Source organism: Xanthomonas cassavae CFBP 4642, from assembly GCF_000454545.1.
Taxonomy (GTDB): Bacteria; Pseudomonadota; Gammaproteobacteria; order Xanthomonadales; family Xanthomonadaceae; genus Xanthomonas; species Xanthomonas cassavae.
Map to the genome: position 1 here is coordinate 2,359,253 of NZ_CM002139.1, position 13,416 is coordinate 2,372,668.

A 13,416-nucleotide genomic window follows, 5' to 3' on the forward strand; every position below is an offset into this window, starting at 1 on the left:
GTCACTGCACTCCTTGAATTACGGCGGGGACGGAACTTGTGCCGCTTTCGGTGGTGACGGCCGTTTGGCCGCCGTCAGACTTGGGAAGCTTGGGCGCCCCGGCGGCGGTCGCATGCATCTGCGATGGCGGATCGGGTGCGAGTGAGCCAGCCGAGTCAGCGAGGATGATCAACACCACACGCCGGTTCGCATTCCGTCCCGCCTCAGTGCTGTTATCGGCACGTGCGCGGAATTCTCCATAGCCCACCATCGCCAATCGTTGCGGGGCGATGCCGTCGTCGGCAAACAGGTGCACCACGCTGGCCGCACGGGCCGCCGACAGCTCCCAATTGGAGGGGAACTGCACGGTGGCGATGGGTTGATTGTCGGTATAGCCCTCCACGCGCACGCCGTTGGGCGCATCGCGCAGCACCGACGCCAAGGTGGACAGCGTCCCGCGGGCGCCGCCGGCCAGGGTGGCCGAGCCGGTGCCGAACAGGATGTCGCTGTTGATCTCCACCTCGATCCACAGATCGTTGCGGCGGATGGTGATGAGTTTCTTCTCGATCAGCGGCGACAGCGTCTTGCTCAGCTGTTGCTCCACCGCATCCATCTGGCGCTGCGCGCGCGCCAGCTGGGTCTGGTTGCGCAGCGACACCGGCATGCGCATCTGCGCGGCCATGGACGGCAGCAGGGTGGGGTCGGTGGGGCCGTTGGATGCGGCCATCGGCGCGCCGGCCTTGATCACCGATGGGCGGTCGTAGTCGGCGCCCAGGGTCTGGGTCTTGCCGATCTGCACCGGGCTGGCGGTGTTCGACGAACCCCCGAAGGCGCTGGTCAGCGCCTGCGCCATCACCTTGTATTTGCCCTCGTTGAGCGAGGAGATGGCGTACATCACCACGAAGAACGCCAGCAGCAGCGTCATCAGGTCGGCATACGGAATCGCCCACGCTTCGTGGTTGCCATGGTCTTCGTGGTGTTTGCGACGGCGGGCCATGACGAGTTAATGCAAGTAGCCTGCCAATTTCGACTCGATGTTGCGCGGGTTCTCGCCTTGCGCGATCGCGATCAGCCCTTCGATGGCCATCTCGCGCTCGTTGGTGCTGCAATGGATCACGCTCTTGAGCTTGGCGGCCACCGGCAGGAACAGCAGGTTGGCCGAGGCGATGCCGTAGATGGTGGCGGTGAACGCCGCCGCGATGCCGTGGCCGAGCATGGCCGGGTCGGCCAGGTTCTTCATCACCGCCATCAGGCCCAATACCGCGCCGATGATGCCCAGCGTGGGCGCATAGATGCCCATGCCCTCGAACACCTTGGCCGCGGCGAGATCCTGACGCTCCTGATTGTCCACCTCGATTTCCAGCATGTGGCGCATGGCCTCCGGCTCCACGCCATCGACCAGCATCTGCAGGCCCTTGCGCAGGAACGGGTCGTCCAGGCGCGGCAACTGGTCCTCCAGGCCCAGCAGGCCCTGGCGACGCGCGGTATTGCTCCAGTCCACGATGCGGGCGACCAACTGCGGCCGGTCGCTGGCCGGCGGCTGGATCACCCAGCGCAGGATCTTGAATGCGCGCCGGAAAACCGCCGGCGAGGTATGCAGCAGAATCGCCGCCACCGTGCCTACGATGACGATCACGAAGGCAGCCGGCGACCACAGCGACGAAATGCCGGCGCCCTTCAATACGCTGCCGCCGACGATCGCCACGATCGCCAGCACCAGTCCGATGATGCTGAGTCTGTCCATGCAAGCGATATCGGCGCGACCGCGGCGGACTTGATAGACGTGCTCAGGTGAAGCGCCAGAAAGTCGTCGTTCCGGGCTGTTGGCCATTTTTGCCGGGCTTCGTTGAGGCCGCCAGCGCGGCGCGTTACCTTCCTTGCCTTAGAGAGCTTCTTGAGAAACTCGATGAGGTCTCGCTTCAGGCCCCGTTCGCCAGAGGAGCGTTGGGTGATGGTACGGCCCCGCGTCGTCCGTCAGTCACTCGCTTCGATGGGGGCGGCAGCGCGGCCGGGGATCGGCTCCTCGGCTCGGTCAGATCGGTCTGACTCGTCGCCGCGGCACATCCGTACGCCGCTTTCCGCCAATCCCCGGCCACGCCGTCGCCTCGGCGAGTCGTTGTGCACGGCGAGCGTGCCGTCAGCGCCGACACCGCGGCGCGGCTTGCACGCCACTTCAGTGGCGATGCAGCGTCCTGGCTGGCGCTACAGGCCAGCTACGATCTGAAGACCTTGCCCAACAGCAGCGAGATCGAGCGCAAGGTGCGGCCCCGCGTGGTGGCGTAGGGGCCGGCCGGTTCACCGACTGGCACGCAGGATGCCCGCGCCTGCCCGGCATGCACATCAAGCGCTTGACCGCTCACGCCAGCGTAGCGAGCACGACGCTGCTTGAGAACCTGGGCGCTTGTGCCACGTTCGCACTGCGCAGCATTCCCGCAGGCATTGCGTGTGGATGGGGCGAACCAAGCGCCTCACATCCCAGAGTCGATCGGTAAGAGGCTTGCGCTCAGAAAGAGTATTGGAACCCCAGCCCCAGCGTGCGGCCGCGCGCCGGCAAGCCGGTGACGACGCCTGGAGCAGCGTAGTTGCCGTAGAGGTCGTAGCGATCGTCGCCGAGATTGTCAGCCCAGGCATACAGCTCGGCGTTGCCGTTTTCCAGGCCGATGCGCAGGTCGATTTTCTGGTAACCGGCCAGGTCGAAGTTGTTCTGTGGATTGGCCGGACGATTGCCGACCCCGCGGTAGCCCAGACGTGCGTTCAGCGCGGGCGCCCCCAGGCCCCAGAACTGGGCCAGCTCGCGGTGGTAGGCAAGACTGAGGTTGCCGCTCAGGTGCGGAACATCGGAGACACGGTTGCCGGCGGCGACATCGCCACCGGAGACGCCAATGGCGGTACTGGTGATGTTGGCATCGATGTAGCTGAGGCCGGCGCCGAGCGTCCAGCCGCTCGGCAGGTGCCAGTTGCCCTGCAGTTCGGCGCCCTTGCTGCGGGTGTCCGCATTGACCGTGCTGACCGCCAGCGTCGCGACATCGTAGCCAAGCAGATGGTCGTCGCGGACCTGGTTCAGGTACACCGCGCCGTCCAGCGAGAAACGTTGGTCTGCGGACGCATGCTTGAAGCCGATCTCGCTGCTGTTCACCGTGGCGGCGCGATAGGGCCGGCTGTCGATCGGCTGGGTCGCGTAGTCGTTGAACCCTTGCGATTTGTAGCCGCGTGCGTACACCGCGTACACGTTGGTGGTGTCGCTCCAGGCGTAGGACAGCGCGGTGCGGCCGGTCAGGTAATCGTCGCCAACCCGGCGGCTGTCGCCGACAGCGCTGCCGCTGACGCGATACAACCCGTGATAGGTCTTGCGATCGCGCGAGTAGCGCAACCCGCCGGTAAGCTTGAACGTCTGGCCCAAGGGCAGCGTGGCCTCGCCGTACAGCGCATAGCTGTCGGTGCCGAAGTCGCGCAGCTGCTGGTTGCCGGTGCTTGCAAACAGCGAGTCGAAACTGCGCTGCGAGTGCAGCAGGTTCACCCCGGTTACCCAGAACATCTGCGCCTGCGGCAACGAGGACCAACGCAGGTCCTGGCTGTTGACGCGTTCTTCGGAGACGTCGGTGGCCAGATACTCGAACGCCGAGCCGAACAGGGCCTGGGTGAGGCGGCGGTCGTACCCCTTGCCGCCGGTGAAATCGGCGCAGGTATGTGCGGTGATCGAAGTGATGCGGCTGTTGTCGAGGTCATGCTCGATCTGCAGCGAGTAGCGCCGCATTTGCTTGCGGTTGCCATCGAACACGCCAGGTGTCAGGTCCAGGCTGGGTTGCTCGCCGAACGGACGCAGCACCTCCTGTGCCACTTCATGGCGGGTATTCTGGCCCTCGAGAATCAGCAGCGCCTTGGTGCTGTCGGCAAGGTCCCATAACAGGCTGCCGCGCAGCGCGGTTTCTCTGGGTTCGACCAGCGGGCGGCCGTCCTGTGCGTTATCCACCCAGGCGTCGTAGCCGCTGTGACGCACCGCGATGTGCCCGGAGAGATGCTCGGACAGCGCGCCGCCGAGCGCGGCTTCCTGCAACTGCTGGCCCTGCTCGCCGGCTTCCACGCGCACATAGCCTTCGCGTTCGCGGGTTGGCCGGCGACTGGTGACATTGATGGCGCCGGCTTCGCTGTTGCGACCGAACAAGGTACCTTGCGGCCCCTTGAGCACTTCGACCTGCTCGACATCGAAGGTCGCCAACGAGGCGTGGCGCATCGAGATCGCCACGCCATCGACATTCAATACAACCGAGCCGTCGTCCATGCTGACCTGATTGAGCGAGCCGACGCCGCGGATGCGGACATTGCCGTCGTTGCTGCCGCCGTAGGAGCTCACGTCCACGCCGGGCGTGTTGCGCAGCACCTCCTTGATGTTGAGCAGACGCCCGGCCTCGATATCGCTGCGGCGCGTCACGCTGAGGCCGAACGGCACATCCTTGGCGCTTTCGTCGGCCAGCCGGGCACTGACGGTGACGGTGGGCAGATCGGTGGCCTGTTTGGCATCGTCGTTACCGGAGCCGGAGCCGGAGTCGGCGAGCGCGGCTACCGGCAGCAGGGCCATGACGATGGCCGCGGCGGGCGCGTTGGCGCGGTAACGCGATCTGCCGCGAGCGACAAGCAATACGGTGGACGGCATGGAGAATCCTTGGATGGGAAAAGGCGGGGAGGAGAGGGGGCTGGCGCCGCTGCCGCGCCACGATGGGCTGGCATCGCGGAATCAGGGCGGTGGCGGGTTGCCCGCGTCGGGATGCAGCAACATCTGTTGCGGGTTGCGCTGATAGGAGGGCCAGGCGTCGAGCAGCAGTCCATCGCTGTCGGATGGATAGCGCGGGTAGCTGGATGGCGCGGCCTGCAACCGCACGCGTCCGTCGTGACGCGTGAGCAGGCGGTAATGCGGGAGGCTGTCGGTTGCACGTTTCCAGCCGCCGCCGTGCCAGCGCCAGCGGCTGGCGTCGATGCGGGTCCCGGCGCGATCGCGATGCAGTGACAGCTGCGAGGCCAGCGGTGCGCCCAGCTGTTCTGCGGCGGCCTGCGGCCCGGCGTGTGCGGCCAGTGCATCGGCCAACGGCACCCGTGCGGCGAGCTGGCGGGTCAACGCGTCGAAATCCTGCGGGCGCTGGCGCGCGGTCCAGTCCAACGCCGCCAATGCGGCGTAGTGCTGCGCCCAGCCGGAACTGCGCGCCAGGCTCACCGCATCGACCGGGACATCGCTGTCGGCCAGCACGCGTGCGGTGGTGTCCGAGGCGCGGATCAGCGTCTGCTGCAAGGCAGCCAGCCCATCGACATCGCCGACACACAGCAGGCCGAGCGCACCGGCCACCCCGTCGCTCAACCAGGCGGTGCTGCGGCCCTGCCGCAGATCGGCCGCGTTGGCCAGCGCTTGCCGCGCCAGTGCCGAGGCAATGCGCGCGCGCCGCAGCGAGCGGCCTACGCCCAGATCGGCCACGTCCCAGCTTGGCGCTTCCGGCAGCACCAGGGTGGTGCCGAGCAGACGTGGTTCGCCCAGGCCGCGCGGCCACTGCGCGATCTCCTGCACCACACCGACGTGTCCCAGCCGCCGCTGCACGCAGGCCTGCATGGCCTGCACGTCGGCGCCGATACCGGGTGCGCTGTCGGCGCGGTGGCGGTCGTGGGTGATCCGCACTGGACCCACCAGGGTCTGGTGCGGATCAGCCGCCCATGCCACTGCGAACGTCAATGGACCCTGCGTCTGGCCATGCGTGACGGCAGTGGAGACGGTGCCGCCACGTTGCAACGACCAATGCCATGTCCCACTCGGGGCGATCGCGTCGCTGGCGACCGATGCGGCATCGGGCGGCAGGACGACAGCCTCACCCAGGCCGTAGCGACGCCGATCGCCAGCGCTTCTGAGCACCCGATCCGGATCCAGCCCCAGCCGCGGTGCAGCGTCCTGCGCACGTAACCAGAAGCCGGCGTGACCCAGCCATGGCGGCTGGCCGTCGGCCGACCATCGGTTGGGCGCGAGCGACCATCGCAGTCGTACCGTACAGCCGGTGGCACGGGTGGCGCAGGCGCCGAGCGGCACGACCAGATGCGCATGGGCGAGCTCCGCCCCCACGCTGCGGCCGTCGACCGTGGCGCGCTGCAGGGCGAATCCGTTCGGCAGTTCGGCATGCAGGTTGCCGGTAGCGGCACGTACGCCGCGCAGCGTCCACTCTCCCTGCAGGCGCTCGGCGGCTGGATCCAGCTGCAGGCGAAGGTCGCCGCCGGCGACCGTGTAAGCACCGGCGTCGACCAGCCAGCGCCGTTCCCAGGCGGCGTCATCGCGCTGGATGAGCGCCAACGGCCGATAGCCGCCATTCCCGATCAGCTGGGCATTCAGCAGCGTGCCCAGCCCCAGCAGACCGACCACCGCAACGCTGCCGAGCACACCCACCGGTCCGCGCAAGCGGTTGCAGCGCTGCCCGGCGCGCTGGCGCAACCGGCTATCGACACCGCGTGGCAGCACCAGCACCGCAGCGGCGACCAACAGTGCGCCCAGCGCCAGCTTGTAGCCGTCCAGGGCGAGCAGATACGCGTGCCAAGGCGCCCAGCCGCTCAGCCCCGACAGCTGCAGATGGACCGGAATGCCGACCTGGTACAGCGGGTAGTCCGCCATCCCCAGCTCATGGTTCACCACCAGGATGAACGTCAGCAGCATCGACAGGCTGTAGGCGACACCGGCCCGGCGGCACAGCGCATGCACCAGAAAGCTCAATAGGCCCAGCTCGAGCAGCGGCGGCGCCATCACCAGCAGCTGATAGAGCAGGGCATCGCTCAGGTCCAGGGCTGCAGGCAAGGCAAGGGCGGTAACCAGCACGGCGGCGCCACCCGGCAGCAGCGACAGCAGCACGGTCGTGGCGATCACCGCCAAGGCGCGCGCGAACGGGCGTAGCCAGATCGGCGCAGGGAGCGCGTCGAACATGCTGTCGAAACCATCCACCTGGTCGCGTCGCCAGAGCCAGCCGACCAAGGCGGCGATCAGGAACGCGATCACCAGATAGGTGGCGTCCTTGAGCAGCGGCAGCAGCAGGTCCGGTCTTGGCAGCAGCGGGCCGTCGGCATGCCAGATGCCATGGACGAATGCGCTGAGCACGCACATGGCGGCCAGGACGGTCATGCCGGCCCACCAGCCACGGCTGCGTGCGAGTTGCCGTAGCTGCCAATACGTTTCCAGCCACAGCGCGATCCCCCAGTGCGACGCAGCAACCGGCGCCAGTGACCGCCGCACGGCCAGCATCTGGATGGCCGCCGCGGCGGAAACGGCAGCACGCGGTGGCGCCGTTTCCAGCACCAGCGATTCGCGTCGGACGCCATGCAGCGCCCAGGCCAGCAGCGCCAGCGGCAGTACACCCCAGACTGCGCGGTTGAGCAGGAACCCCGGCGTCATCGGCAGCAATGCGGTGGATTTCTGCAGGGGCGTCCAGGCCTCGATGCGGGTATGCGCAAAGGTGAACAGCGACGGATCCAGTACTGCCGCCAGCAGCGGATTGATGTCGCCGCCTTTGAGCACCACCACCGCGAACATCCACAGCAGCATCAACAGCGCCGACAGACCGAAGGCGCCGGCCACGCTGCGGGTGCGCAGGGTGATCAGGTAGTACAGCGCGCCGATGCCGGTGCCGGCCGGCAGCAACAGCCAGCCCCAGGCGAACAGCAAGGCGCGCCATGGCAGGGCAGCGATCGAACCGGCTGGCACCAGGCCCAGCCAGCCCAGCACCGGGGCGGCGATGAAACCCACGATCAACGCACTGGCCAGCAGCGCGCCGACCAGTGCGGCGCCAATGAAGCGTCCCCACAGCAAGGCCGGCAGGCAGATCGGCAGCGACAACACCACTTAATGCAGATCGGCTTGGCGGTCGCGCAGCAGTGGTTGCGCAAACACCCAGGCCCAGGCGAAGAACAGGAAGAACATGCAGCCGGTGGACATCAGGTAGATCAGGCTGGGAGCGTTGCGCGGAATGTCGGTACCGCCCATCTGCTGCACGTAGTCGGCATTGGTCAGGCACATCAGCAGATAGCCGGCCAGGCCGACGAAGACCAGGCCGACAATGCCGCTGCGCAACCCGGCGCGCAGCTCCGCGCGCGCTTCCTGCAGCAGCAGCTGCGCTGCGCTCATGCCGCCTCCGCGACGTTGGCCTGCGCCTGCGCCAACGCGGCGTAATACACGTCTTCCAGGCGCGGCAGGTGCGACACGAAGCGGGGATCCGGCGCCTGCTGCGCCAGTGCGATCACGTGTGAGCCCTCGGGGCTAGCGATGGCATGCAGATGGGGCGGCAGTGGCTGACCGCGCGGCACCACGCAGTGCCACAGGCGACCGCGATAGGGCGCGATCAGCGCGTCCGGGGTACCTTCGGCGACGATGCGCCCGGCCGCCAGGATCGCCAGGCGCCGGCAGAGATTTTCCACGTCCTCGACGATATGGGTGGACAGCAGCACGATGGCGTTGGCCGCTACCTCGGCAAGGACATGGTGGAAGCGATTGCGCTCGGCCGGATCCAGCCCGGCGGTCGGTTCGTCGACGATCAGCAGACGTGGCGCGCCGACCAGTGCCAGCGCGATGCCGAAGCGGCGCAGCATCCCGCCGGAATAGCTGGCGACCTCGCGGTCGGCGACCTGGGCCAGATTGACCTTCTCCAGCAGGCAGTGCACCTCGTCGCGGCGCTCGCCTCGGTCGGTGCGTCCCTTGAGCCAGGCGAACCGATCCAGCAGCGTGCGCGCGGACATGCCGGGATAGGCGCCAATCTGCTGCGGCAGATAGCCCAGGCGCCGGCGCAGGTGGTCAGGGTCTGCGAGCACGTCCACACCATCCAGCTGAATCCGGCCGCTGTCGGGGGGCTGCAAGGTGGCCAGGGTGCGCATCAGGCTGCTCTTGCCGGCACCGTTGGGCCCGAGCAGCCCATACATGCCGGATTGCACATGCAGGTCCACCCCGGCGAGCGCGTGGACGCCGTTGCGGTAGGTCTTGGTCAAGCCTTCTATCAGTAAGCCGGAGGGGGCGGTCATGCGTCCAGTGCCTTGAAGTGGGTGCCGTGAATGTGGAAAAAGCGCAGCGCCGGCGACGTGCTGCGGCAGCGCCTGCGGAGCGGAGAGGCAGGCGCGTCGATCCGGTCTGGTGCGGCGCCAGTCGGGCAGTGGTGTGTCGTTGCAAGCCATCGCCGACGGCGCAGGGATGCGAGTCCTTCGCAGCCTCCGGTACCCGCAGAGGCGCGATACCGTCAGTGCAGCTGGGCGATCACAGGCGCAGCGCCGGATTGCCGCCGTCGCGTGCGGGTCCGCGCCGACATGCGGTGAAACGCCGGCACTTCCACTCACGCGGACAAGGTGTCGATACGCAGCACAGGGGGTGGATGGTCTTGATGCAATCAGGGTCGGGACGCAGTCGCCAAGTGAACAGGATGTTATGTTTTAACATAACAATTGATGTCCGTCACGGTTGACGTGTTGCGGCAGGGGACGCGATTGGCTGGCGCAGGAATTTCCGCGCGCGCAACCGCGCCTCAGGTCTGCAGCGAGCGCAACGCGTGCCGGACCGCGCGCGCGTTGCCGACGGCACCCGCACCATCGGCTAAGGCGTGACCGCATGCTCATGCCCGCCGCAGCAACGCAGCGGGAACCGGGCTGTCGGTCAGTCGCTCGGCGGTGAAGCCGGCTGCAGCGGCTTCGTCCAGTACGGTGTCCAGACCGAACGCTCGCCACTCGCGCTCGATCGCAAAGCTGCGGAGTTGTGCAGCGCCATCGCTTTGGCCGAAGCGCGTCCGCCAGCGGATGAGCTCCGGGTCCGCTCCGGCAGGTTGCCCGCTGAGCCAGATCTGGTAACGGTGCCGTCCCACCTGGACGTCGGCCACCTGCGACTCGGGGATGGATTGCGGCCGGTCCAGCGGCATCACGTCCACCAGCACCACGCCTGCCGGTGCCAGCGCTGCCGCCAGTCGTGGCCAGAGCGCGCGCCGCGTGGGCGGGTCGAAGAAGCCGATGCACCCGCAGGCCAGCGCCACATCGATGCTGGCAGGCAACGAGGCCTGGGCGATGTCGGCGGGGTGCACGGTGACCCGGCGGTGCAGTTGGGCGTCGGCAAGGACGCGCGCCATCAGCCCTGCGCGCATCGAGGCTGAGGGTTATAGGGCGTGGATGTCGGCCAGTGGCAAGGCGTCGGCGATGAGCTCGAGCGCCATGCCGGTGCCTGTGCCGATGTCGAGCGCGACGCGTGCGTCGGGGCAGGCGGCGCGCAGGGCACCGGACACCGACGCGTGGCGCGCTGTCCAATGTTGCTCGGACAGGATGTCATACCACTCGGCGGACTGGGTGTAGGCGTCCTGGGATGCGGCGAGGCTGTCTGTCATGGGGGCTCCTGGTGAGCGGCGATGTGCGGCGATCGACGTGGGAGGCAGGCGTTTGTGCGAGGTCGTGCTGGCGGGGGCGTGCTCAGCGAGGTGCAGGGGATGTCAGTCGGCGGCGTCGGGGAGGGGACGTCGGCGTAGATGGCAAGCCACCGAGGCCAGTTTTTCGCAGGTTTCCGTCCATTCCCGTTCCGTCGTGGAGGAGGGCACCAGGCCGGCGCCGGCCTGCAGCCAGCAGCGCTCGCCGTGTCGGTAAACCGCGCGCAGGACCAGTGCGGCGTCCATCGCGCCATCGCTGTCGACCAGCAGGACGCAGCCGCTGTAGAGCCCGCGCGGTGCCGGTTCGTGGCGTCGGATGCTGTCCAGCGCCTCGCGTTTGGGGATGCCGGATGCGGTCACCGCCGGGAACAGCGTCTCGAAGGCACTCCAGGCATCGCGCCCCGATGCCAGCCGGCCGCTGACCCGCGAGGCGAGGTGCTGCACACTGCCTCGGCAAGAGACCTCCATGAACTCGCTCACGCCCAGAGAGTCGGGGCTGCAGATGAGCGCCATTTCCTGCAAGGCGAGCTTCACCGAGACGGCGTGTTCGGCGATTTCCTTGGGGTCGGCGAGCAGTTCGCGGCGTAGCCGTTCGTTCTCTGCCGAATCGCCGCACAGTGCGCGGGTGCCGGCCAGCGGTTGGGTGGAGACCCGGCCCAGGGCATCGATTTCCACCACCGTCTCGGGGCTGAATCCATAGGCCTGGAAGGCGCCGTCGCGCAGCAGGAAGGAGCGTGCCGGCGTGTTGTAGCGGCGGCCTGCCAGATAGCTGGCCGCCATATCGAGGTCTGCCGGCGCTTCGACGGTGCGCGACAGAATGACCTTCTGGTAGGCATGCGCATGCATCTCGGCTAGGACAGCGGCGACGTGCTGCTTGTAGAGGCGCTCCTCGCCTGGGTGCGTGTCCACGCCGATCTGGACAGGTTGGCCCGCCGCCGGCTCGCTGGCGGCATCCTGGGCGACCACGCGCGCTTGCAGGTCATCCAGATCGGCCGAATCCAGTGCACGCAGCAGCGCCTGGCCGGGGCGCAAGCGGATTTCGGCGCGGGGAATGGACAATGTGAGCAACGGCCGGCTGCCCTGGCTACCGCCAAGGCCATCATGCAGCAGGTGGGCCAATTCGAAATCGGCGCGGCCATAGGCACGCCAGCCTTCGAACGGAATCCCGGCGAGCGCCTGGGCGAGGCCCGCGCACGGCGAGGACGCCGGGCCGAGCGCAGCGTCGCTGCGGCGCACGGTTCCGTCCGGCTCGATCACCACCTGCAACACCGCATCCAGGCCGATGCTGCATTCGTCGCCGCGTTCGTACAGCGTGTAGTGCTGTGACTCCACAGTGGCGGCCAGCCGCGTGGCCAGCTCCAGCGGCGGGGTAGTCACTGCAACGCAGCGTTCGGCGTAGCGCGCGGCGGGCGGCGGCGATGCTGCGGATGCGCTGGCGCGCCGCTCCTGGGCGATTGCGATCAGCCGCTGCTTGTCGATCTTGCCCACCGGGGTCAGTGGCCAGGCTGCGATCGTTTCCGCTTGGTCGGGCAGTTTGAAGGCGCTCAGGCCTTGCGCGCGCAGCGCCTGGCGCAAGCTGGCGATGTCGATGCCGCTGTCGCTCGGCTGCACGAAGGCGCAGATTCGCTCGCCCAGCACGGTGTCGGGTACCCCCACGACCACCGCCGCCCCTACACCGGCAAGCTTGCCGAGTGCGAACTCGACCTCGGCGGTGGAGATCTTCTCGCCGCCGCGCTGGATCTGCTCCTTGATGCGGCCTTCCACGATCAGGTTGCCGGCCGGGTCCTGGCGCACCAGATCGCCGGTGCGGTAGTAGCCATCGCGGGTGAAGCTGCTGGCATGCTGTTCGGTGGCGCGGTAATAGCTGCCGATGGTGTAGGGGCCGCGGGTGAGCAGTTGCCCGACGTTGCCCGGCGGCACCTGTTGTTCGTGCTCGTCGACGATGAGGATCTGGTCCTGCGGCGATAGCGGCCGTCCCTGGGTGTGCAGGATGGTGTCGGCCGGATCGTCTAGCCGGGTGTAGCACAGCAGCCCTTCGGCCATGCCGAACACCTGTTGCAGCGGGCCCAGCGCGTCGGGGACGCGCCGTGCCAGTGCCGGTTCCAGCCGCGAGCCGCCGATCTGGACCAGGCGCAGGCTGGACAGGTCGCTGTCCTCCCAGTCGCGGGCCTGCACCCACAACTGCGCCAGCGGCGGTACCAGCGCCACATGGGTGACGCGTTCGCGTTCAATCAACGGCATCGCCTCGTCGCAGCTGGCACTGCGCGACAGCACCACGGTGCCGCCGCGCGCCAGCGTGCCGAGGATGCCGGGGCAGGCCAGGGTGAAGTTATGGGCGATCGGCAGCACCGCCAGGTACACGGTGGTCTCGTCCAGGCCGCATAGCTCGGCCGAGGCGCTGAAGTTGTAGGCGTAGTCGCGATGGGTGCGCGCAATCAGCTTCGGCACGCCGGTGGTTCCGCCCGAGAGCAACAGCAGCGCGGTGTCGCCAGGCGCAGGAACCGGCCATGGCCGTGGTTCGTCCTCCAGGCTGGCGAGCGCGTAGGTGCCGGGAGCCTGTGGGCCGGGCTCGCCATCGATGACCACCGCGCGCAGGCAGGGGTGCGCCTGCGCCATCTGCGCGGCCAGCGGCCGGTAGTCGAAACCGCCGACCTGGTCCGGCACGAAATAGGCTGCCGGCTCGGCCAGGCGACACAGCGCGTCGATGTCGTGCGCGCGCTGGGTGGGCATCACCAGCACTGGAATCACGCCCAGGCGCAGCAGTGCGAAGCAAACCGTGACAAATCCCATGCCGTTCGGTAGTTGCAGCATCGCGCGGTCGCCGCTGCGCAGTCCCAATGCATGCAGGCCCGCAGCCAGCCGGTCCACGCGGCGGTCCAGGTCGGCGAACGACATCCGGCGGTCTTCGTCCACCAGCGCGGTGCGGGACGCATGCAGCTGTGCCCAACGGCGCAGGCATTCGCTCAGCGCGGGATGCGGATCGGACGGGCCGCAGGCCGAGGTGGCGTCTGCAAGCGGGTTGCTACTGAGTGCGTTCATGGAA

The 13,416-nt window shown here is 68.1% G+C and carries 10 protein-coding genes; 1 reads left to right on the forward strand and 9 read right to left on the reverse strand.

Going from position 1 to position 13,416, the window contains the following annotated elements; translation table 11 throughout:
- Window position 1: 1 nt before the first annotated feature.
- Both motD and XCSCFBP4642_RS0110515 read right to left on the reverse strand, forming a co-directional pair.
- Window positions 2–976, reverse strand: a complete 975-nt coding sequence (gene motD, locus XCSCFBP4642_RS0110510; RefSeq protein WP_029219748.1) for a flagellar motor protein MotD — start codon at window positions 974–976, stop codon at window positions 2–4.
- A 6-nt stretch (window positions 977–982) separates the two neighbouring features.
- Window positions 983–1,723, reverse strand: coding sequence for a flagellar motor protein (locus tag XCSCFBP4642_RS0110515; protein ID WP_029219749.1), 741 nt, complete (start codon window positions 1,721–1,723; stop codon window positions 983–985).
- A 374-nt stretch (window positions 1,724–2,097) separates the two neighbouring features.
- Here XCSCFBP4642_RS0110515 and XCSCFBP4642_RS28510 point away from each other — a divergent pair, with 374 nt between their 5' ends.
- On the forward strand, window positions 2,098–2,262 hold the full coding sequence (locus tag XCSCFBP4642_RS28510; protein WP_228325714.1) for a helix-turn-helix transcriptional regulator: 165 nt from the start codon (window positions 2,098–2,100) through the stop codon (window positions 2,260–2,262).
- A gap of 220 nt (window positions 2,263–2,482) precedes the next feature.
- Here XCSCFBP4642_RS28510 and XCSCFBP4642_RS0110525 read toward each other — a convergent pair whose 3' ends face one another.
- From XCSCFBP4642_RS0110525 to XCSCFBP4642_RS30480, 7 genes are all read right to left on the reverse strand, one after another.
- Entirely contained in the window at window positions 2,483–4,630 is a 2,148-nt protein-coding gene (locus tag XCSCFBP4642_RS0110525) for a TonB-dependent receptor (protein ID WP_029219750.1), read from the reverse strand.
- Window positions 4,631–4,711: 81 nt separating this feature from the next.
- On the reverse strand, window positions 4,712–7,831 hold the full coding sequence (locus XCSCFBP4642_RS24580) for an ABC transporter permease family protein (RefSeq protein WP_053329543.1): 3,120 nt from the start codon (window positions 7,829–7,831) through the stop codon (window positions 4,712–4,714).
- On the reverse strand, window positions 7,832–8,113 hold the full coding sequence (locus tag XCSCFBP4642_RS29640) for a hypothetical protein (RefSeq protein ID WP_053329544.1): 282 nt from the start codon (window positions 8,111–8,113) through the stop codon (window positions 7,832–7,834).
- Complete coding sequence (locus tag XCSCFBP4642_RS0110535) at window positions 8,110–9,000, reverse strand: ABC transporter ATP-binding protein (protein ID WP_029219751.1); 891 nt, start codon at window positions 8,998–9,000, stop codon at window positions 8,110–8,112. Before XCSCFBP4642_RS0110535 ends, XCSCFBP4642_RS29640 begins: the two co-directional genes overlap by 4 nt.
- 581 nt (window positions 9,001–9,581) lie before the next feature.
- Window positions 9,582–10,085: a hypothetical protein gene (locus tag XCSCFBP4642_RS24585; protein ID WP_228325712.1), complete on the reverse strand. Its 504-nt coding sequence runs from the start codon at window positions 10,083–10,085 to the stop codon at window positions 9,582–9,584.
- A 27-nt stretch (window positions 10,086–10,112) separates the two neighbouring features.
- Window positions 10,113–10,337 (reverse strand): hypothetical protein, encoded by a 225-nt coding sequence (locus XCSCFBP4642_RS25850; protein WP_053329546.1) that lies wholly within the window; start codon window positions 10,335–10,337, stop codon window positions 10,113–10,115.
- 102 nt (window positions 10,338–10,439) lie between these two features.
- Complete coding sequence (locus XCSCFBP4642_RS30480) at window positions 10,440–13,412, reverse strand: salicylate synthase (protein WP_029219752.1); 2,973 nt, start codon at window positions 13,410–13,412, stop codon at window positions 10,440–10,442.
- Window positions 13,413–13,416 lie beyond the last annotated feature (4 nt).

Coding starts and splice junctions, on each gene's coding strand:
- XCSCFBP4642_RS24585 (WP_228325712.1), bottom strand. CDS start 10,085: ATGGCGCGCGTCCTTGCCGACGCCCAACTGCACCGCCGGGTCACCGTG.
- motD (WP_029219748.1), bottom strand. CDS start 976: ATGGCCCGCCGTCGCAAACACCACGAAGACCATGGCAACCACGAAGCG.
- XCSCFBP4642_RS0110535 (WP_029219751.1), bottom strand. CDS start 9,000: ATGACCGCCCCCTCCGGCTTACTGATAGAAGGCTTGACCAAGACCTAC.
- XCSCFBP4642_RS30480 (WP_029219752.1), bottom strand. CDS start 13,412: ATGAACGCACTCAGTAGCAACCCGCTTGCAGACGCCACCTCGGCCTGC.
- XCSCFBP4642_RS25850 (WP_053329546.1), bottom strand. CDS start 10,337: ATGACAGACAGCCTCGCCGCATCCCAGGACGCCTACACCCAGTCCGCC.
- XCSCFBP4642_RS0110525 (WP_029219750.1), bottom strand. CDS start 4,630: ATGCCGTCCACCGTATTGCTTGTCGCTCGCGGCAGATCGCGTTACCGC.
- XCSCFBP4642_RS0110515 (WP_029219749.1), bottom strand. CDS start 1,723: ATGGACAGACTCAGCATCATCGGACTGGTGCTGGCGATCGTGGCGATC.
- XCSCFBP4642_RS29640 (WP_053329544.1), bottom strand. CDS start 8,113: ATGAGCGCAGCGCAGCTGCTGCTGCAGGAAGCGCGCGCGGAGCTGCGC.